General features: G+C 49.7%; 24 protein-coding genes. 19 read left to right on the top strand and 5 right to left on the bottom strand.

Annotated elements, in window-relative coordinates; all coding sequences use genetic code 11:
* Nucleotides 1–7: 7 nt before the first annotated feature.
* The 4 genes from HZB31_13575 to HZB31_13560 are packed head-to-tail and all read right to left on the bottom strand — an operon-like array spanning nucleotide 8 to nucleotide 3,222.
* Entirely contained in the window at nucleotides 8–598 is a 591-nt protein-coding gene (locus HZB31_13575; GenBank protein ID MBI5848949.1) for a LemA family protein, read from the bottom strand.
* 29 nt (nucleotides 599–627) lie between these two features.
* A complete protein-coding gene (locus HZB31_13570; protein ID MBI5848948.1) occupies nucleotides 628–1,650 on the bottom strand; it encodes an NAD-binding protein in 1,023 nt (340 codons plus the stop codon).
* Between the two features lie 8 nt (nucleotides 1,651–1,658).
* Nucleotides 1,659–2,765, bottom strand: coding sequence for an AI-2E family transporter (locus HZB31_13565; protein MBI5848947.1), 1,107 nt, complete (start codon nucleotides 2,763–2,765; stop codon nucleotides 1,659–1,661).
* The gene (locus HZB31_13560; protein MBI5848946.1) at nucleotides 2,749–3,222 is read right to left on the bottom strand and encodes a cyclic nucleotide-binding domain-containing protein; all 474 of its coding nucleotides are present in this window, start codon (nucleotides 3,220–3,222) and stop codon (nucleotides 2,749–2,751) included. Before HZB31_13560 ends, HZB31_13565 begins: the two co-directional genes overlap by 17 nt.
* Before the next feature lie 112 nt (nucleotides 3,223–3,334).
* Here HZB31_13560 and HZB31_13555 point away from each other — a divergent pair, with 112 nt between their 5' ends.
* From HZB31_13555 to HZB31_13485, 15 genes are all read left to right on the top strand, one after another.
* Complete coding sequence (locus tag HZB31_13555; GenBank protein MBI5848945.1) at nucleotides 3,335–4,639, top strand: SpoIIE family protein phosphatase; 1,305 nt, start codon at nucleotides 3,335–3,337, stop codon at nucleotides 4,637–4,639.
* On the top strand, nucleotides 4,636–5,058 hold the full coding sequence (locus HZB31_13550) for an ATP-binding protein (GenBank protein MBI5848944.1): 423 nt from the start codon (nucleotides 4,636–4,638) through the stop codon (nucleotides 5,056–5,058). The genes HZB31_13555 and HZB31_13550 overlap by 4 nt, the downstream gene beginning before the upstream one ends.
* Nucleotides 5,048–5,377: an STAS domain-containing protein gene (locus tag HZB31_13545; protein ID MBI5848943.1), complete on the top strand. Its 330-nt coding sequence runs from the start codon at nucleotides 5,048–5,050 to the stop codon at nucleotides 5,375–5,377. The genes HZB31_13550 and HZB31_13545 overlap by 11 nt, the downstream gene beginning before the upstream one ends.
* 25 nt (nucleotides 5,378–5,402) lie before the next feature.
* Nucleotides 5,403–6,167 (top strand): ABC transporter permease, encoded by a 765-nt coding sequence (locus tag HZB31_13540; protein MBI5848942.1) that lies wholly within the window; start codon nucleotides 5,403–5,405, stop codon nucleotides 6,165–6,167.
* A gap of 171 nt (nucleotides 6,168–6,338) precedes the next feature.
* On the top strand, nucleotides 6,339–8,141 hold the full coding sequence (locus tag HZB31_13535; GenBank protein ID MBI5848941.1) for a DUF4388 domain-containing protein: 1,803 nt from the start codon (nucleotides 6,339–6,341) through the stop codon (nucleotides 8,139–8,141).
* Between the two features lie 47 nt (nucleotides 8,142–8,188).
* Complete coding sequence (locus HZB31_13530) at nucleotides 8,189–9,256, top strand: PilT/PilU family type 4a pilus ATPase (protein ID MBI5848940.1); 1,068 nt, start codon at nucleotides 8,189–8,191, stop codon at nucleotides 9,254–9,256.
* Nucleotides 9,257–9,352: 96 nt separating this feature from the next.
* Nucleotides 9,353–10,141 (top strand): ABC transporter ATP-binding protein, encoded by a 789-nt coding sequence (locus tag HZB31_13525; protein ID MBI5848939.1) that lies wholly within the window; start codon nucleotides 9,353–9,355, stop codon nucleotides 10,139–10,141.
* Between the two features lie 29 nt (nucleotides 10,142–10,170).
* A complete protein-coding gene (locus tag HZB31_13520) occupies nucleotides 10,171–11,046 on the top strand; it encodes an MCE family protein (protein ID MBI5848938.1) in 876 nt (291 codons plus the stop codon).
* A complete protein-coding gene (locus HZB31_13515) occupies nucleotides 11,039–11,605 on the top strand; it encodes a membrane integrity-associated transporter subunit PqiC (protein MBI5848937.1) in 567 nt (188 codons plus the stop codon). Before HZB31_13520 ends, HZB31_13515 begins: the two co-directional genes overlap by 8 nt.
* An 88-nt stretch (nucleotides 11,606–11,693) precedes the next feature.
* On the top strand, nucleotides 11,694–12,680 hold the full coding sequence (locus HZB31_13510) for a TPM domain-containing protein (GenBank protein MBI5848936.1): 987 nt from the start codon (nucleotides 11,694–11,696) through the stop codon (nucleotides 12,678–12,680).
* A 131-nt stretch (nucleotides 12,681–12,811) separates the two neighbouring features.
* Nucleotides 12,812–13,216, top strand: a complete 405-nt coding sequence (locus HZB31_13505; protein ID MBI5848935.1) for a hypothetical protein — start codon at nucleotides 12,812–12,814, stop codon at nucleotides 13,214–13,216.
* Nucleotides 13,217–13,506: 290 nt separating this feature from the next.
* The gene (locus HZB31_13500; protein MBI5848934.1) at nucleotides 13,507–13,770 is read left to right on the top strand and encodes a hypothetical protein; all 264 of its coding nucleotides are present in this window, start codon (nucleotides 13,507–13,509) and stop codon (nucleotides 13,768–13,770) included.
* Nucleotides 13,771–13,832: 62 nt separating this feature from the next.
* Nucleotides 13,833–14,336 (top strand): hypothetical protein, encoded by a 504-nt coding sequence (locus HZB31_13495; protein ID MBI5848933.1) that lies wholly within the window; start codon nucleotides 13,833–13,835, stop codon nucleotides 14,334–14,336.
* Nucleotides 14,337–14,491: 155 nt separating this feature from the next.
* A complete protein-coding gene (locus tag HZB31_13490; GenBank protein MBI5848932.1) occupies nucleotides 14,492–14,887 on the top strand; it encodes a DUF1801 domain-containing protein in 396 nt (131 codons plus the stop codon).
* Nucleotides 14,888–14,945: 58 nt separating this feature from the next.
* Complete coding sequence (locus HZB31_13485; GenBank protein MBI5848931.1) at nucleotides 14,946–15,395, top strand: hypothetical protein; 450 nt, start codon at nucleotides 14,946–14,948, stop codon at nucleotides 15,393–15,395.
* An 8-nt stretch (nucleotides 15,396–15,403) separates the two neighbouring features.
* Here HZB31_13485 and HZB31_13480 read toward each other — a convergent pair whose 3' ends face one another.
* Nucleotides 15,404–16,195: an acyltransferase gene (locus tag HZB31_13480; protein ID MBI5848930.1), complete on the bottom strand. Its 792-nt coding sequence runs from the start codon at nucleotides 16,193–16,195 to the stop codon at nucleotides 15,404–15,406.
* 148 nt (nucleotides 16,196–16,343) lie between these two features.
* Here HZB31_13480 and folE point away from each other — a divergent pair, with 148 nt between their 5' ends.
* From folE to HZB31_13460, 4 genes are all read left to right on the top strand, one after another.
* Entirely contained in the window at nucleotides 16,344–16,907 is a 564-nt protein-coding gene (gene folE, locus HZB31_13475) for a GTP cyclohydrolase I FolE (GenBank protein MBI5848929.1), read from the top strand.
* 45 nt (nucleotides 16,908–16,952) lie between these two features.
* Entirely contained in the window at nucleotides 16,953–17,858 is a 906-nt protein-coding gene (gene folD, locus HZB31_13470; protein MBI5848928.1) for a bifunctional methylenetetrahydrofolate dehydrogenase/methenyltetrahydrofolate cyclohydrolase FolD, read from the top strand.
* Between the two features lie 188 nt (nucleotides 17,859–18,046).
* Nucleotides 18,047–18,658 carry a 4Fe-4S dicluster domain-containing protein gene (locus HZB31_13465; GenBank protein ID MBI5848927.1) on the top strand — a complete coding sequence of 204 codons (612 nt, stop codon included), beginning with the start codon at nucleotides 18,047–18,049 and terminating at the stop codon, nucleotides 18,656–18,658.
* 2 nt (nucleotides 18,659–18,660) lie between these two features.
* Nucleotides 18,661–18,816 (top strand): CoB--CoM heterodisulfide reductase (locus HZB31_13460; protein ID MBI5848926.1); only part of this gene is annotated, 156 nt, incomplete at its 3' end.

The raw sequence follows: 18,816 nt of genomic DNA, 5'->3' as shown, positions 1-18,816 counted from the left end.
TCTCTTGCTATTTGCTAAACTCCACTTTTGGCGCCTTTTCAGCCCCTGCCTCGGCCTTGAAGGCCTCCCGCGGTTTCAGGTGCAGAAGCATGGAGTTTGTGAGACTGTTGGGGAATATCCTGATCGAGACATTAAAGGTCTCCACAGACTTGTTGAAACGGGTGCGGGCAACATTGATCCTGTTTTCTGTTCCTTCCAACTGGTGCTGAAGATCCATGAAGTTCTGGTTCGCCTTCAGGTCCGGATACTTTTCAACAACGACCATTAAGCGCGAGAGTGCACTGGACATGGCGCCTTGAGCCGCCTGAAACTGTGACAGGGCCTTGGGGTCGTTGAGAATATCTTTGGATGCCTGAATAGTCCCGACCTTTGCACGCGCCTCGGTTACTGCCTGAAGTGTATCCTTCTCATGTTTTGCGTAACCTTTCACCACTTCCACGAGGTTCGGTATAAGATCGTTCCTCCGCTGGTATGATGCCTCTACATCTCCCCAGGCCGCCTTGACCGCCTCTTCATTGGCCTGCATGGTGTTGTACCCGCAGCCTGACAGCCCTGACAACATGAGCGTGATCAAAATCAGAAATATCGCTTTTTTCATTGTGTCCTCCGTTTTACGGTGTGATGAACCTATGATGCCATCACTTCAAGATTCTTGAGTTTTGAACTCTCGCCAAGGGCGATGAGCGTGTCGCCTGTTTTTATCGCACTTTTGAACGTTGGGTTGAACTTCATCTCGCCGTTGGGCTTCTTGATAGCTACGATAATAATCCCAAGCTCCCTTCCGATGCCGCATTCGTCAAGTGATTTCCCGATAAGTTCTGAGGTCTCATTAATATATACTTCCTCCATCTGGAGGTCGATGTTGCCGCTTTTTGTTGCAAATTCAATAAAGTCTACTACCGCAGGTTTGAGTACCGTATGGGCGATCCTGAGGCCGCCGATATGATAGGGCGATACCACCTTGTCCGCACCGGCCCGCACAAGCTTCTTTTCGGAGCCTTCCTCTCCGGCCCTGGCGACAATGAAAAGGTCCGGGTTGAGACCCCTTGCGCTCAGAACGACAAAGAGGTTCTCCGCATCAGTCGGGAGCACGGAAACAAGGCCCTTTGCCTTTTCTATACCGAGTTCCTTCAATACCTCATCTTTTGTGGCATCACCGGGAAAGATCAGAAGGTCATCACTGTCTTTGTGAATATCAGGCTGTTTTTCGACGATCACGAACTTGATATTCTTTTCACGAAGCTCCCGGCAGATGATCTTTCCCATCCTGCCGTATCCGCAGACAATGTAATGGTTCTTCAGCTCCTTAATCTTCTTTTCCAATCTTCGCCTCCCGTATACTTCCTGTAATTCCCCTTCGAGGATAATCTTCGCCCCTGCACTGATCGCATAGGCCACGGTGCCGACCCCGCCAATGATAAGGACGATCGTAAAAAGCCTGCCGAAAAGGGAAAGGTCATGGATCTCCTTGAACCCCACGCTGGCGAGGGTTATGACCGTCATGTACAGAGAATCGATAAAGTTCCAGCCTTCGATCAGCATATACCCTGCAGTCCCAAATGAGGCTACAAGGATTACCAGGCCAAGTGCTATGATAAATTGTTGACGGAGTTCGTCAAACTTATTCTGTATATCCCTGAATAGATGCATCTGCTATATTAAACGATTATTTCATGTGAATGCTTCAGTGCCTCGGAACGCCCTGTCCTGTTTCTTCCGTGTTCGAGGAATATGACCACGACTTTCTGGGCAATGGTGACTGCCGGAACTGCCAGGACCATGCCCATAATACCGAAGAGCTTCTGCCCTGCAATGATCGTGATGACAAGGAGCATGGGGTGCAGCTTTACGCTTCTGCCTATGGTCAGCGGCTGGACCAGAAAGTCGTCAAGGAGCTTGATTCCGGTGTAAAGCAGCGCCACGTTGATTACTATACCTATGCTTTTGAACTGGATAAAGGCAATGAGACAGGCGATCACGCAGGAAATGATCGGACCGATGTAGGGGATGACATTTGCCGCAGCAGTCACAATGCCTAAGGTCACGGGGTAGTCAACGCCGAGCAGGGCAAGACCGACAGAGGCCATTGCCCCTACGGACGAACACTCTATGGCAAGTCCTCTGAGGTAACTGCCGGCAAGTATATCTATCTCTGAAAAGGCTGCAATCGATGTCTCCACATAGGGAGAGGGGATCCAGCGCATGATTCTGTTACGCACCTCGGGCCAGTCCTTGAGCAGAAAAAAAACAAAGAAGGGAATGAGGATCATGGCAAAGGCTACCGAAGCAGCCTGACTGAACAGGTCGGACATGTTCAGCATCTTTGAGATCATATGGCCTGGCTGTGCTATGCCGCCGATGATCTTGTCGATCACCTCCCCGGCAACGGGATAGTCTCTCAGATCTCTGAATGCGCCCTCTGCCTGCTGCGTGATCTCAGGCAGTTTTTCGGTAATGTTCCTTGTTTCCTGCTGGAGGCAGGGAACAATCAGAATGTCAACGCCTATGAGCAGAAGGCCTGCCGTGACATAAACCGCTGCGACTGCCACGGCTCTTTTTATGCCGAGGTATTCGATCCGCTTGATGATCGAACTGAGCAGATAGGCGACAATGCCGGATATGAGCAGCAATATGAGGAGGGTTGCCGTAAAGTATGCCGTGACGATAACCAGCCCTGAAAGAAGCAGGACAATTACCCATCGCGGCATCTGATGATGTGCTTTCTGTATCTCTTTCAGCAATTCCCTGTCAGGTTCTTGCATCATGGTTCTTTCTCACATAAACAGAGAGGAGCTCAACGAGGTTCAGCAGTACGCGCGATGAGATAGCCGCGCTCCCCTTGATGAGATCATCGAAATACGACTTATACATGATAAGCAGGATTGTCTTTTCCTGTGCAGAGGCCGTCGCAAATCTGGGCATCTGATCGATCAGGGCCAGTTCTCCAAAATAGGAGCCTGCCTGCAGCTCTGCCAGGACAAGGGGCGCTTCCTTGCCTTTCTTGGTCAGGGCGACGGAACCTTCGAGGATAATATACAAGGCTTTGCCGATCTCGCCCTCTGAAAAGATAAGCTCGCCTGCTTCATATTCCTTTTCGACGAGATCCACCAGAAGTTTCATGAGAAGGTTCCGGCGCAGCCCTTTGAAGAGGTGGACCTTCTGCAGGATCGCGACCCTGCGTTCTTTTTCCTTGTCTAGTGCCCATCCGAACAGCTTTATCATTAATGCCCCCTATGTGGTACAGGGATTTTACAACCTCTCCGTTGCTGTTTACAACAGGTTAGAGACGTTTTTCCCTTGAAAACCTGAGGTGAACTGGTATTCAATAGGAACTATGGAAGAAAAGCCCCCTTTGAACGCGGCAGAGGAGCATCTGCAAAGCCTGGAGAAAAAGGTCGAAGACCTGCGGCTGCTTATGGATGTCTCCTCTCTCATCTCCTCTACGCTTGATTTTAATGAATTGATCGGCCTCGTGATGGAAAAGGCGAAGGAAGTTATGCATGCCGATGCCTGCTCGATCCTTGTCTATAATAAAAAGACCGGGCGTCTTGAGTTCGAGGTTGCGCTCAGCAGTGATGAATCGAGCGGTGAGCTGCTTAAAAAGCATGTAACCCTCGGGCTTGGAGAAGGCATTGCCGGCTGGGTTGCCCAGACCCTTGAACCGATTGTTGTCGGACAGGCAGCAAAGGACGACCGGCACTCCAATCATGCAGATACCATGACAGGGTTCACGACGAAAAGTATGATCGCGGTGCCTCTTGTAGGCAGATCAGGGCTGATCGGTGTTGCCGAGATACTGAATCCCATCGGCAGGGATACGTTTTCTGTCTATGACCTTGAGATATTCCAGGCCCTCTGCAGGCAGATAGCGGTTGCGATGGAAAATGCAGTTTTCCATCTGGAGTCGCTCGAAAAAGAGAGGCTCAAACAGGAACTCGAACTTGCAGCCACGATTCAGAGGAGCTTCCTGCCCCCGCTGCCTGTATACGAAAAAGGGATAATGAGGGTTTCAGGATTTACCCTTCCCGCCAAGCATGTGGGCGGCGATCTCTATGACTTTGCTGAGCCAGTCCCGGGCAAGATCGGCGTTTTGATCGGTGATATCTCGGGCAAGGGTGTTTCGGCCGCGCTTTTTATGGCAAAGGTGATCAGCGATTTCCGATATCAGATGCATGGTGTTGATGACCCCGGTGTGGTTATGAGCAGTCTGAACCGGCAGATGTCCGATACGCCAAGAGGCATGTTCCTGACCGCCATGTACGCTGTTGCCGATATGCAGACAGGGAGTGTGAAAGTCTCTGTTGCGGGTCACCCTCCTTTTCTCTGGATAACCGCAACTGAGGTGAAGGTTATGGACCTTGAAGGTGGACCACCGGTCGGCATTATGGAGATCGACTATCCGACCAGTCAGTTGACCCTTGCTCCGGGAGACAGGCTTATCATGGTGACTGACGGCGTTTTCGATGCGAAAAACAGCGAGGGCAAACGGCTCGGTTTTGAAGAGATCGTGGCGTTTGCAATCCGCAACCGGCAGGATGACCGATTGACTGAACGTATCGTCGATTTTGTGGGCAGCTTTACGGGAGATGCAGACAGGGCAGATGATCTTACTATTGTAGAACTGAGGCGCATGACATGAAGACTGTTGCGACCATAAATGTCCTGTCTCATCCGCGCTATCTCAGCCTGATCCGCGAGGTGACCAACCGCTTCTGCCAGTCCTGCGGTCTTGACGAGGACCTGACCGGCAAGATCAAGCTTGCTGTGGATGAAGCCTGCTCCAATGTGATCAAATATGCCTATCATGGAGACACGTCCAGGAGAATTGTTGTAAAATACGGCTCTTCGCAAAAGCAGATCTCTATCATTATTGAAGACAGCGGGGAAAAGGCTGACCCCGAAAAGATCCGCGGAAGGGATCTTGATGACGTGAGGCCCGGCGGTCTCGGCATGCATTTTATCAGAAGGGTATTTGACCGGGTAGAGTTCGATGCCAAAAAGGTGAAGGGAAACAGGCTGCTTCTTGTGAAGCAGGCAGGGGGGAACGATGCATTGTGATATTGGCGACTACAAAGGGAATATGGTCATCTCGCTGAGCGGTGATGTCGATATGCATTCATCGCCGGCTCTGAGGGACAAACTGCTCGGCGTCATCAAGAACAAGCCTCCGCGTCTTATCGTCAATTTCAGGGGCGTATCCTATATTGACAGCTCAGGCATAGCCACCTTTGTCGAAGGCCTCAAGCATGTGAAGGCATATAAGGGGAGGCTGCAGTTCTCTGAACTCCCTCAATCCATCATGGATATATTCAGTTTTTCAAAGCTCGACAAGGTCTTTGAGATCTGCGGAAATCTGGATGATGCGGTCAGCCGCTGATACCATGATTGCCATGACAGCCTAAATGGCCTTTACGCTCCTGAAAGATATCACTGATGCCTCGCGCATTATCAATAAATCCTTCTACTGGACCTTTGTCTCACCGCTTCGGGGTAAGCCTGTCCGCGTCAGGGCCACAATCTCCGAGATGGTCAAGGCGGGGTACAACTCCGTGCCGATCGTTGCAGTCATCTCCTTTTTTGTCGGGATCATCCTTGCCCTCCAGGCAGCGTACCAGCTGAAGCGTGTCGGCGCCCTGATCTATGTTGCCAATCTTGTCGGAGTCTCTCTTACGAGGGAACTGAGCCCAATCCTTACGGCGATCATTGTTTCGGGCAGGAGCGGTTCCGCCTTTGCTGCCGAGATTGGCTCGATGAAGGCAGCGGAAGAGGTGGACGCCCTCGTTACGATGGGCATAAACCCTGTGCGGTTCCTGGTAAGCCCGAAGCTTCTTGCTCTTATGGTCATGGTCCCGGCACTGACCATCCTGTCCGATGTTATCGGTATCCTGGGCGGGTTCCTTCTGTCGGTCTCTGTTTTGGAAATCAATGCGTATAACTACTATCAGCAGACCCTTAATGCCCTTCTGGTAAAGGATGTCTTTACCGGTCTGATCAAGGCCTGGGCGTTTGGCATTGTCATAACCATTGTGGGCGCATACCAGGGCTTCAAGGTTGAGGGCGGTGCGGAAGAAGTAGGCCGGCGTACAACCTCTTCAGTCGTTGTCTCCATCTTTCTGGTAATTATCTTCGACCTCTTCTTTACCACACTCTTTTACTACTTTACCTGAAAATTAAGCAGAAACGATATGAGGGCTTGGGCGCAAGCGGCTTTATCCTGCTGCCGTATCCGGTCCGGCCCCGGGTCAGACCTGTCCCGGGAATTGGCCGTTGAATCGCTCATATGCTATTCTTAAAGGAGCATAAATCTGATATTCTATGAACATGAATGAGAGACTTGTATGGCACTGACGGGAGATCTGTCACAGTTACATATCACGGACATCATTCAGCTGATTCACACGACAAGACAGTCCGGCACTCTTTCCGTTGAAGGAAGCAAGGGGGAAAGCCGGATCATATTCAGCAACGGATATATTGTCAGTGCAAATCACCTGAGCAGCCGCGTTCGCATTGGCTCGGTTCTTGTGGCCATGAAATATATTACTACCGAAGACCTGAAATTCGCCCTTGAAACACAAAAGAAGTCAGGCAGTAACCGTCAACCCCTGGTAATTACGCTGAAACAGATTGGAAGACTGAAGGACGAGGCTGCTTTCCGTGCGCTCAAGAAACTGATCGAGATTACCGTGGTCGAACTGATCAGCTGGAAGGAAGGAAGATTTACCTTTGATGCCGACGCCATTGCGGTTTCCTCTGAATGCACCTATCACCCGGGTGAAATGGAGCAGGAACAGAGATTTGACGCCCAGATGGTATTGATGGACGCCCTGCGTGTCTACGATGAGAAGGAGAGAGACCGCTTGTCCGGCAAGGCGGTCCTGTCTGATGAGGATCTTTATGCAGAGGCGCTTCCTGCTAATTCTTCCGAGTCTGCTCCAAAAGGAAAGGTGATCACGGCAGATATCCTCGGCCTTGCCGATCTTGAACAGCTGGAAAACAGGACCCCGGTCAAGGTTGTTTCGGAAGGGTTCGATCCGGTCACGATTCATCGAAAGATTATTCAAAGGGTTTTGGCCGATTTCCCTGCGCAGGAGCAGGAAGATCTTGTTTCCTTTCTGAAAGATGCCATGGACAGCGGCTCCTTTTTTGAGGAGACAGGCCGGCAAAAGCGTCATGCCATGGCCATAATACTGTTTAGCGGAGATGAGCTGCTTACGCATGCGTTGATGACGGTCTGCAAGAATGACGGTATCAGCATATTTGGGGTAAGCCAGAAGGCGGAGATTGAGCGTGTTATCGATCAATGCCACAAGATGAGCATTCAGCCGGTTCTGGTATTTGACACCCCTGATGAGTCAGGTGCCGGGCTGTCTGAAAAGGACACGACAGCACTCAGACTTCATATAAAAACGATGCATCCACTTATTCCATTTATTCAATTCATATTGCCCTGCTCGTACCGGTATTCCCTGCAGTGTCTGAACGAAGGGGTGAGGACAGTATTTCCCAAGCCGGATTGTACTGCTTCCAGAGATACCTTTGTGGGGGATATGATTATCTTTCTCGAATCCTTCCGTAATGCAGCGAGATGTATTCTCATCGAGCCCAGTGGTTCTTCAGCCGCAGAAATACTGAGCGAGCTGAAAGCGAAGACTGCTGCTCTTCGGCTGCTGGAGGATCCCGATGAGGTCTCTTCTTTTCTTTTGGCGGCGATTTCATCTTCATTTGAGCGTTCTATCCTGTATTCGGTTGAAGGTCCTGGTCTTGTTGTGAAAAAAGCCCTGCTCCCGGCACTCGAAAAAACATCGCAACAGAACCTGGATCAGTTCCTTGCCGTGCCTTTGGGCAAATACTCCGTTTTTGACGATGTCGTCGAATCCGGTCAGATCTTTTATGGTGAAACTGACGATGAAGTGCTGCATGGCCATCTCTTCCAAAAAATCGGAGAGCCCCTCAAGCCGACGGTCTTTATCCTGCCGCTGAAGGTCAGCGGCCAGGTCAAGGCTTTGGTCTATGCCGATTTCGGGCAGAAAGATCTGTCTTCGGTATATACGGATGTTTTTGAACTGCTTGCCATCGAGGCCGGCACGGTTTTGGAAAATGCACTTTATCGCAGGCAGATTTTAAAGACGACAATATAAATCAGATCTGCCGTCGCATGCCGGCAGAATTCAGTGAGGGATGAAGAATGGACAGTTCAACATTTGCGCAGATACTGCAGATTGCTTTTGACAAGAAGGTGTCGGATATCCATTTCGAGGTAGGCGACCCGCCGATGTTCAGGGCCCGCGGACACCTGATACGGTCAAAGCTCAATAATCTTGCAGCCGCAGACACCGAGTTTGTGGCATCCGCCGTCATGGAGCAGCACAACAGAAAGCTTCCGGAGGATATGAAGGAATTTGATACCTCCTATACTCTTGCCAATGTCGGAAGGTTCAGGGTCAGCATCTTCCGCCAGCGCGGCAATATCGGCGTTGTCATGAGAACGATTCCGCATAGTATCGCCTCGTTTGAAGAGCTGAGACTCCCTCCTGTGCTCGGCAGGATATCGCAGTCTCCAAACGGGCTGGTCCTGGTGACAGGGCCGACGGGTAACGGTAAATCAACGACCCTGGCCTCCATGATCAAATTCATCAATGACAATTTTCAATACAATATCATCACCATTGAGGACCCCATTGAGTTCCTGTTTACCTCAAGCAGGAGCTGTATTATTCAGAGGGAGGTCGGCATCGATACCGACACCTTCAGCGGTGCGGTGCGGGCGGCAATGCGCATGAACCCCGATGTAATCATGGTGGGAGAGATGCGCGATCTGGACACCATCGACTCCTGCATCAAGGCGGCAGAGACCGGTCATCTTGTCTTTTCAACGCTTCATACCCTTAACGCAGCCTCAACTATCAACCGGATCGTCGGGTATTTCCCCTCCGATATGCAGGAGAATGTCCGCCACCGGCTTGCTGAAATCCTTGTTGCCACCATATCACTACGTCTTGTAAGGGGCAAGAATGATGAAGGTCTCATACCGGTTCTTGAGATAATGTCTGCCACCAATACCATCAAGGCATGCATACGGGATAACCATCTTGATGAGATCGAGCATCATATTGAAAAGGGAAGGGATGAGTATCACATGCAGAGCCTGGACCAGCATCTTGTTCAGCTCTGCAAGGATGATGTTATCTCTCTTGAAGAGGCCAAGCGCATTTCCCGATCTACTGATCTGGAGCGCAAGCTGATGTATTCGTAAGCAGCCATTGCAGTCAGGTCTGCGTGCGTTCTCCTTCAGATGGCAGCAGTCAGGCTATCTATCTTCGCAAATTCGTTATAAGGTATAATTCTGCCAATGAATGAAGCTGCTATTGAAGTAACCGGGCTCAGGACGCGGTACGGCGACCGGGAAGTGCTGAAAGGCCTCACCTTTGCCATCCCGAAGGGAAAGACTACGGTCATTTTAGGCGGCAGCGGCTGCGGCAAGAGCACACTCCTGAAACATCTCATCGGCCTGCTTAAGCCTTCTGAAGGAACCATCAGCATCGGCAATAGGGAGATTACGGCCTTGACAGACCCTGAGATGGACGATGTGAGGAGGAAGATGGGAGTGCTGTTTCAGGGATCTGCCCTGCTTAATTCACTCACCATCGCCGAAAATGTCGCCCTGCCGATTAAGGAGCATACCAAGATAAATGACGCTACGGTCCAGATCATGGTACGCATGAAGCTTGACCTGGTCGGGCTTTCAGGATTTGATCATTTTTATCCGTCCCAGCTCTCGGGCGGCATGAAGAAGAGGGCTGGCCTCGCACGGGCCCTGGCGCTCGACCCGGAGATGCTCTTTTTTGACGAGCCCTCTGCAGGACTCGACCCGGTCACTGCTGCCGGACTTGACGATCTGATCTTGAAACTGCAGAAGGCCTTCAGGATGACAATCGTTGTGGTGACCCATGAACTGCCCAGTGTTTTTGCAATTGCCGATTATGTTATCATGCTCGACAAGGGACAGGTCCTGTTTTTTGGCCCTCTTGAGGGGCTGAAGGCGTCGGACCATCCCCGCATCAGGCAGTTTCTTGAGAGAAGATGGGAAGAGGAGCAATACTCGCCGGACGATTACTTTAAGATGATTGCCGGGGATTGATATCTCATGAGAATAGGTGAGGAGGCGCTTTGAGAGAAGAGATTAAGGCTGGTCTGATAATTGGCGTGTCCATGGTCCTGCTTACGGCGCTGATAATTCTTATCGGCGGTGCGCAGTTTCTCGATAAATTCGACCCTTATTATATCAAGGTGAAAAATGCTGCCGGTCTTGAACCGGGTGCTCAGGTCAAACTGGGCGGCGTAAGAGTCGGACGCGTGGTCAGCGTAAAAGAGCCGCAGCAGGCCGGGGAATCGGTCGTTGTCGAGATCGGTATCAAGAGGGGCAAGCCGATCTATAAGGGTACCAAGGCGTCTGTCACGCAGGTAGGATTTGTGGGTGACATTTACCTGCTCCTGTCTGTCAACGAAACGGTGAATGAGCGGATCAAGGTAGGCGATGTGATACCTTCCGAAGAGGTCGTTGATTTTGGGGTCATCATGTCAAAGGTCGAAGGTCTGTCAAAGTCACTTGATTCCCTCATTCAGGATGTGAACAAGGTTTTCAGCCCCCAAAATATTAAGCAGGTCGAATCCCTATTAGGCAATACCAATAAGGCGATTGTTTCGGCAACCTCTAATATCGACAAAATGACCGCTGACATCAGGATGACGGCCGACAAACTTTCAAGGGTGCTTGATGAGCTTGAAGGCCTGGTGAGCAACAATAAGGGTGAGTTTACGCAGGTCCTGAAAAAGGCGCGTGAGGCTCTTGACAAGGCAGAGGTGATGCTCAAGGGTATTGAAAAGACTGCAAAGACCGTGGATCGGGCAGTTGACCTTCAGTCCCAGAATCTTGATGCGCTGCTTAATACCATGACCAGGACGACCGATGAACTCCAGGAGCTGATTCATGACGTAAAGAGTAAGCCCTGGAGCGTGATCTATAAGGAGGGCAAGGGTGAGTAATATGCTACGGAAAGGTATTGTTCTGCTTGGTATTCTCTTAGTGGCTGCATGCTCCATGCCCGAGACAAGGATTTACAGCCTGCATATGCCTGCTGACAATAACAGGGCCCAGGTCAGAAAGCAGGCAACGATTATCCTCAGAGTCCAGTCGCCGAGGTATCTGGCACAACCCTATATTGCACACAGACTGTCTGCGTATCAGCTTGACATATCCCGTTATGCAAAATGGGATTCAGCCCCTGTTGAGATGGTCAGGGAAATATTCAGGGATTCACTGTCAGCCGTGTACGAGGATGTAAGGACATCGAATTCTGTGGCTGAAGGCTCTTATGTTCTGAACATCAATCTGAAACGATTTGAAAGAGTGGATGACTCATATGCTGAACTGGCTTTAGATGCAGTGTTATTGTCGGCCGAGGGAAAAGAGATGCTGCGTTTTGAAGAGCGGAAGAAAGTGCAGCTCGATACAAAGGATTCTGCAGGGCTTGCAAAGGGCTTGAGCGCTGCGCTGTCAGAGTCGGTGAAGGAAGTTTTGGCAGGGCTTGGGGGCAAAATATAAGCCCGATATTAATTCGTTTTCGCGTTTGCATTGAAACAGAAATTATCCGCTTGATAGATCATTCTCACTTTTTTTGGAAGGGGCCGAAATGAATGGGGAGACGACAAGGACTTTTAGAAATATACTCAATCTGCTGACACTCCTTGCCTCGATAATCCTCGTAGCGAATATCGCAGCTGCAACGAACGTCCCTTTTCTTACCGGTCGTATAACCGACAATGCAGAAACCCTGTCTGAGCCCATGCGAAAATCGCTGACCGAGCGGCTCAAGGCCCACGAAGAGAGCACCGGCAACCAGATCGCGGTCCTTACGGTATCGTCGCTCGAAGGTCAGAGCATCGAGGAATATGCAGAAGCGGTTTTCAGGGAATGGAAGCTCGGGCAGAAGGGCAAAGACAACGGCATCCTGGTCGTCGTGGCCCTGAAGGACCGTCGCATGCGGATCGAGGTCGGATACGGCCTCGAAGGTACGCTCACTGATCTCATGGCAGGAAGGATCATTCAAAACATTATTACTCCTAAGTTCAAGACCGGGGACTATGACGGCGGCGTGGAAGCTGGGGTAGGGGCGATCATTACGCTTCTCGAAAACGGCAAGACGCCTGAGTTGGAAAGCTCCCTCGGAGGTGAAACGAAAACATCAACCACCTCTGGCCTTGAAGCGCCCCCTATGCCGCTTACCCAAAGAATACTGTTCGGCGCATTCATCTTCGGCATCATCGGTCTTTTCACTGTTATCGGTATCATGACACCTGGCATGGGATGGTTTCTCTACTTCTTTCTCATCCCTTTTTGGGCCATGTTTCCGATCGTCATTGTCGGAACTTCTGGCGCGCTCTATATGCTCATAACCTATCTGATCGTATATCCCCTTGCCAAACTGCTGCTCAGCAAGACCGCATGGTACGCGAAAGCCGCTGCGGATATGCGCACCAAAGGCCATGCCACCATCGGCGGCTTCTCGCTTTCATCGGGGAGTTCGGGAGGTTCCTGGAGCTCAGGCAGCTCCGGCAGTTCCGGTTTTTCCGGAGGAGGAGGGTCGTCGGGCGGCGGCGGAGCCTCAGGGAGTTGGTAATGGCCATGAAGCAGCTGGGGAGTTCGATGAGACTGCGAAGGCGGTTAAAGGCAGATCAAATCCGGTTCAGGATTCAGTTCCCATTTTCATTAAAATCAATGACAATAAAAAGACATGTATAACAACCTAAAATGAAAGTGAAAACCAAAAATATAGTCAGTATCTGGCTCAGTGTAATTGCAATTCTCATTTTAGGTGTTAGCCTATGGATTTCATACATAAGCTGGAACACCGCAGATAAGGCTTTCCAAATAAACCTTCAGCCCATTATAGGTTCAGAGTTTAAGATAGATAATGATAAGAGAATATACTCTCTAACGCTGATTAATGAAGGACCAAATGCCATATATGATCTGAATATTGAGACATTTACTCGTTTGGTGAATCTCAGCAATGGCACAATGCCAATGCAGGTAGGCGGATCAGTCAAAGATTTGGAAAAGAATAAGAAAATGGAGCCTGGTGAAGCATATACGATCCCTATTACTGCATACATGGAGAATGCAATCACCCAAAAAGATTATTCTTTGCACTAGAATGACGAGAATTTTGATGTATATTACACATTTTATATTACGTTCTACCGTATGCCTGACAAAAACAGTTTGATGAAACGAGAACACTACTCGTGACGAGGGACACTCATACAAAAGAGATAATAGTAATAGACCCTTACAAGAGAATGAAATTTAAGAAGAAATTATTAAGGATCTGAAAAAGCTCTTCTCTTTTTAGCTGTTGTGCAGGTGACTCACTTCTCTATGTGATGTCAGGCCTGACTGACTGTGTAGCTTTATGCGCAAGTAATATCAATAAGGAGGAAAACATGGCGATTCGCATTGTCTTTTTTTATTTCATGAAAAATGATCCTGACAAAATTCGAGAAGTTGTCCCCGCTCATATCGCATATTGGAAAAACAGCAACTTTCAAAACTACGTCGGCGGGCCATTTGCAGACAGAAGTGGTGGCTTAATAACTTTTGAAGCTCCGGGTAATGCAGAGGCTGCGGCGATAATTGAAAAAGACCCTTTTATCGTTCATGGGTTGATTGCAGAAAAATGGATAAAGGAATGGATGCCAGAAAAGTAAAACACGGTCTGAATCGATTGCTTCAGCCTCTCCAGGTAAACGCTTAAGAGGGGAAACAGATAATGAAGATTACGATAACTGACATCACAAAGAACGGTGTTTGGCTGACGTTTCCACCGCTGGTCTTTAGCCTGCTCCTGATGAACCACCTGCCGGCTGCATTGACGCAGGCCCTATTCAACAAAGGTATTCCGAATGTATTGGTAAATGGCGAAAATATTGGGCGGTTATTGGTGTTTGCGTTGCCGATGTTTTTCTCCATTGGAATATCTACAAAAACTCAAAAGCGAGGGTTGGCTTTGTATCTGGCTGGAGTAGCGCTTTACTACCTGTCCTATCTCGCTCTGATTGTATTCCCTAACAGCGCCTGGAGTACCAGTATGGCCGGTTTCGTGGCGACAGCTTATACCAATTTGTTTTGGATTATCGGGCTTGGCTTGCTCGGTGAAAGATTCTATTTCCCGGAGCGCTTGCGCTATCGCCCAGTTTTTTATCTTGCGCCGGCGTTTATTTTTCTCATCTTTCACGTTACGCACGTGGTTATCGTATATCAGCGGAGTTTCTGATCGTGCCTCAAACGGTCAGTTTTAACACGGGACAAAAGAGCAATGACAAATGAAAAGGACGAGTTCCAATCAGGAAGTCAGGCACGCCCAAAAGATGGCGGGTCAACTCCCGTCCCGTTTGTCCAACATTTCGAACAGACGCAGGAGATTCAATTATGAAAAGCCCCAAAGGACCACCCAAGAGCATTGACGAATACATAGCCGGTTTTCCGGAAGATGTCCAGGGGATTCTCCGGAAAACACAAAGCACGATCAGGAGTGCCGCTCCTGACGCGGAAGAGGCGGTTAAGTATGGAATTCCGACATTCGTGCTTAACGGCAATCTGGTGCACTTCGGCGGGTTTCAGAAGCATATTGGCTTTTATCCGACGCCCTCCGGAATTGAAGAATTCAAGGACGAGTTGTCTGTCTATAAAAGCGCAAAAGGCTCTGTCCAATTTCCGCTCGACCAGCCGATACCTTACAGTCTGATTCGCAAAATAGTTGCATTTAGGGTGAAGGAGGTTGGCAAAAAAGCCGCGGGCAAGAAAAAATGCAAGCAGCAACGGTAAGCGGTGGAGCATTCATAACAACTATCGCATAACAGGACGTTCAAGCGGAGAATAAACCATGAAAAAGTTATATCTATTACTATCGACGGTCCTGATGCTGAGTGCTTTTACCTCTCCTGTGCAAGGCCAACAGGATCAAACTAATCAAGCGTTTGCCACATTCTGGGCCCAGTTCAAAACTGCTGTGGCGAACAATGATAAAGAAGCGGTCGTTGCAATGACGAAGTTCCCATTTCTTCGGGGCGAAGAACTGACGAGAGATGCCTTTATCAGGAAATATAATAAGATCTTTGACCGAAAGCTACAGAGATGCCTTGCGAAAGAAAAACCAGTTAATGATTATCAGGGGTATTTGGATGCAGTCAAACTCACAAAGAAACACTCTGCGCCATTGCCCGAGCCGCAGCAGGACAGAGGCAGCTACAGCGTTTTCTGCGGTGAGGAAATTCTTCTATTTGAGAAAATAGAGGGCAGGTATCTGTTTACAGGGACCGGTGCTAATGATTAGAGTCGAAGTTATGAATTATAAAATTCCGGTCTTCTGTCTTTGAATAGGTCGTTGAACTGATTCAGTTTCTTGTCCCTGCTCAGGGACAGGTCAATATCTGCAGTCATAAGGATTTCTTCATCATTACCCGCACGTAACAGGATTTCAGCCTTGGGTGATGTGATCTGGCTCTGGCCGATGAATGTGAGCGCCTCGCCCTGTTTTCTCTGTTCAGTGCCGATACGGTTGGCTGTTACCGCATAAACCCTGTTCTCAAGGCATCTGATTGGCATGGACTGCGGGCAATAGGGCAGGACAAGGTTTGACGGATGCGCGATCACCTCTGCCCCTTTGAGGGCAAGAGTCCGTGCAGATTCCGGAAAGAACCAGTCAAAGCAGATCATGATGCCGATCTTGCCTATGGGGGTATCCCAAACCCGGAAGCCGGTATCCCCCGGCGTAAAGAAAAGGTTCTCTTCGTAAAAGAGATGGGTCTTACGGTATCTGCCGATAAAACCCTCAGGGCCGGTCAGTACTGCTGAATTGTAGACTTTGCTGCCGTCTCTTTCAGGCAGACCTGCCACAATATATATGCCCTTTTCCTGCGAGAGGGTCATAAGAAATTCGGTTGTTTCACCATAAGGAACAGACTCGGCAACTTCAGAGACCTCTTCCTTTGAGGTGAACTGATAACCGGTTGCAAAGAACTCCGGAAGCACAAGAAGGTCTGCGGATGCGGTGCTTACCGCAGCCCTGACTTTCATCAGATTATCGCTTTTTCTGCCGAACACCGGATTGAACTGGAAAAAGGAGGCTTTCATGCAATAAGATAGCACTGACCGGTCTTCGGGAACAAGCAGTAGCGTATAAGATAATAAAATAAACTTATAAGAAAACCTTTTGACTTCTTTTTCTCTCAAATGATACAATCATCTGCCTTCAGGCTTATTGATACAGGGGTGTAATTCAATGGATATCAAAAAAATAGAAAAGGGCGTCAGACTTATTATTGAAGGTATCGGCGAAGACCCTGACAGGCCTGGCATGAAGGGCACACCCGGCAGGGTTGCCAAAATGTACGAAGAGATCTTTTCCGGCCTTTCCACGCCTACCGAAGAGATCCTTCTTCCCATCGAGGGCGAAAGTCATGAGGAGCTTGTCCTTCTGAAAGATATCCCGTTCTACTCCGTCTGCGAGCACCATCTTCTTCCCTTTATCGGCAAGGCGCATATTGCCTACATCCCCGGTGCAGGAAGAATTGCCGGCATCGGAGAGCTTGCAAAAGCCCTTGAAGTCTTTGCAAAACGCCCCACGGTTCAGGAGCGGCTTACTGCCCAGCTCGCTGATCTGCTCATGGAACGGCTGAAGCCAAAGGGCGCGATGGTCATTATTGATGCAGAGCACCTCTGTCTTTCGATGCGCGGGCTGAAGAAATCAGGGGCGCGGACTGTCACTTCAGCAGTAAGAGGCATTTTCAGATCAAAGGAATCCACGCGGCAGGAACTGCTTGAACTCATCAAGAAAAGGGATTAACCCCAAAACCCTAATCCCTAAACCCATTACATAGGAGGAATTGAAATGAGTGCAAAGATCATCAGCGGCACTGAAGTCGCCGCACAGATACGGGAAGAACTGAAGAAAGAAGTTGCTGAGATGCAGGCAAAGACAGGAGTGGTCCCCGGCCTGGTAACAATACTGGTTGGTCACAATCCGGCCTCGGTAAGCTATGTTACGGCAAAGCAGAAGGCTGCACATGAGATCGGCTTTCATTCGATTCAGGACAGCCAGCCTGAAGACATCTCTGAAGCAGACCTTCTGAACCTGATCGCAAAATATAATAACGATCCCAAGATCCACGGCATCCTTGTCCAGCTTCCGCTGCCAAAGCAGGTTGACGAGAAGAAGGTCTTAAATGCCATAGATCCTGATAAGGATGTCGATGCCTTCCACCCGGTCAATGTCGGCCGCCTTATGATCGGCGGCAGCGAAGTGAAATTCCTGCCCTGCACACCTGCAGGCATACAGGAACTGATCGTTCGCTCAGGCTTTGAGACATCAGGCGCCGAGGTGGTTGTTGTCGGACGTTCCAATATCGTCGGCAAGCCGATTGCAAACATTATGCTTCAGAAGGGCAGAGGCGCAAACTCGACCGTCACGATCGTCCATACCGGCACCAAGAACCTCGATGCGCATTGCAAACGTGCTGATATCCTTATCGTTGCAGCTGGCGTTCCTGGTCTTGTGAAGCCCGAGTGGATCAAGCCCGGAGCATGTGTTATCGATGTCGGTGTGAACCGCGTTGGTGAGAAGATGAGCGAGAAGACCGGCAAGATGATCCCTATCCTCAAGGGCGACGTTGATTTTGATGCGGCAAAGGAGATTGCCGGGGCCATCACTCCTGTGCCGGGCGGCGTAGGACCGATGACAATCACGATGCTTATGAAGAACACGGTGAAATCTGCGAAACTGGCAGCAGGGATATAGTGTTTGTCGGGCGGGGTTCTTCGAAGCCCCGCCTCAGTCTTTCGGGCGCTTATAAATATATAAAGAAACGTTAATTGAAAAAAAGAAAATCCAGCATTTATAATTGAATGTAGTTCCTCTGAATAAGATATTGCGGGCAGTTCTCTTTTTTTCTGAAGAATTACCGATGGAGGTTAAAGGAGCAGGCCATGTCAACGAAGACGTTGAAGTATGATACGACAAACGCTAAATCCCTTCTCAGGGAGGTCTCGGAAAGATCATCCCAGAACCTGACTTCCTGCTATCAGTGCCGCAGATGTGCAGCAGGCTGTCCTGTGGGCGAGGAGACGGGGGTCACCCCTGACCGGCTTATCAGAATGGTCCTCCTCGGAGAGAGGGAAGATGCGCTCAATAATCTGCTCGTCTGGCAATGCGTTGCCTGCTATACCTGCGGAACGCGCTGCCCCAACAATATTCAGACCGCCCGTATCACCGAGACACTCAAGCAGATGTCAAAAGAGGCCCATCTCAAACCTCTGAAGCCGCGTGTTGCAGATTTCCATACCTCCTTTATGGCGGCTACGGAACATGTGGGCCGTTTCAATGAGATCGAGGGTATGGGCATCTATGAGACAAAGACTGCGATCAAGGAACTGAAGAAGGGCGATCTGCAGGCGGTCATTGAAGAGATGATGGGCCAGGCAAAACTCGGCCTGAAGATGGTGAAGAAGAAGAGGATGCATTTCAAGGTGGACAAGGTGAAGAACGTGGCAGAGGTTAAAGCCCTGTACCGTAAGGCTAAGCAGGGGAAGGGGGCATGACCATGGAAATGGCCTATTATCCCGGATGTTCTCTGCATGCATCATCGCAGCTTTATGATATACAGTGCAAGATGGTCTTCAAGAATCTCGGTATCGAATTGAAAGAGATCGAGGACTGGAACTGCTGCGGTGCTACCGCTGCTGCCAAGACCGATGAT

The sequence above is a fragment of the Nitrospirota bacterium genome (genome assembly GCA_016235245.1).
In the GTDB taxonomy this organism is placed as follows: domain Bacteria; phylum Nitrospirota; class Thermodesulfovibrionia; order Thermodesulfovibrionales; family UBA6898; genus UBA6898.
This window is presented reverse-complemented; position numbering and strand designations above follow the sequence as displayed.

Coding starts and splice junctions, on each gene's coding strand:
- HZB31_13560 (MBI5848946.1), bottom strand. CDS start 3,222: ATGATAAAGCTGTTCGGATGGGCACTAGACAAGGAAAAAGAACGCAGG.
- HZB31_13465 (MBI5848927.1), top strand. CDS start 18,047: ATGTCAACGAAGACGTTGAAGTATGATACGACAAACGCTAAATCCCTT.
- folD (MBI5848928.1), top strand. CDS start 16,953: ATGAGTGCAAAGATCATCAGCGGCACTGAAGTCGCCGCACAGATACGG.
- HZB31_13495 (MBI5848933.1), top strand. CDS start 13,833: ATGAAGATTACGATAACTGACATCACAAAGAACGGTGTTTGGCTGACG.
- HZB31_13500 (MBI5848934.1), top strand. CDS start 13,507: ATGGCGATTCGCATTGTCTTTTTTTATTTCATGAAAAATGATCCTGAC.
- HZB31_13510 (MBI5848936.1), top strand. CDS start 11,694: ATGAATGGGGAGACGACAAGGACTTTTAGAAATATACTCAATCTGCTG.
- HZB31_13525 (MBI5848939.1), top strand. CDS start 9,353: ATGAATGAAGCTGCTATTGAAGTAACCGGGCTCAGGACGCGGTACGGC.
- HZB31_13490 (MBI5848932.1), top strand. CDS start 14,492: ATGAAAAGCCCCAAAGGACCACCCAAGAGCATTGACGAATACATAGCC.
- HZB31_13555 (MBI5848945.1), top strand. CDS start 3,335: ATGGAAGAAAAGCCCCCTTTGAACGCGGCAGAGGAGCATCTGCAAAGC.
- HZB31_13575 (MBI5848949.1), bottom strand. CDS start 598: ATGAAAAAAGCGATATTTCTGATTTTGATCACGCTCATGTTGTCAGGG.
- HZB31_13565 (MBI5848947.1), bottom strand. CDS start 2,765: ATGATGCAAGAACCTGACAGGGAATTGCTGAAAGAGATACAGAAAGCA.
- HZB31_13570 (MBI5848948.1), bottom strand. CDS start 1,650: ATGCATCTATTCAGGGATATACAGAATAAGTTTGACGAACTCCGTCAA.
- HZB31_13545 (MBI5848943.1), top strand. CDS start 5,048: ATGCATTGTGATATTGGCGACTACAAAGGGAATATGGTCATCTCGCTG.
- HZB31_13530 (MBI5848940.1), top strand. CDS start 8,189: ATGGACAGTTCAACATTTGCGCAGATACTGCAGATTGCTTTTGACAAG.
- HZB31_13540 (MBI5848942.1), top strand. CDS start 5,403: ATGGCCTTTACGCTCCTGAAAGATATCACTGATGCCTCGCGCATTATC.
- folE (MBI5848929.1), top strand. CDS start 16,344: ATGGATATCAAAAAAATAGAAAAGGGCGTCAGACTTATTATTGAAGGT.
- HZB31_13550 (MBI5848944.1), top strand. CDS start 4,636: ATGAAGACTGTTGCGACCATAAATGTCCTGTCTCATCCGCGCTATCTC.
- HZB31_13485 (MBI5848931.1), top strand. CDS start 14,946: ATGAAAAAGTTATATCTATTACTATCGACGGTCCTGATGCTGAGTGCT.
- HZB31_13505 (MBI5848935.1), top strand. CDS start 12,812: ATGAAAGTGAAAACCAAAAATATAGTCAGTATCTGGCTCAGTGTAATT.
- HZB31_13535 (MBI5848941.1), top strand. CDS start 6,339: ATGGCACTGACGGGAGATCTGTCACAGTTACATATCACGGACATCATT.
- HZB31_13480 (MBI5848930.1), bottom strand. CDS start 16,195: ATGAAAGCCTCCTTTTTCCAGTTCAATCCGGTGTTCGGCAGAAAAAGC.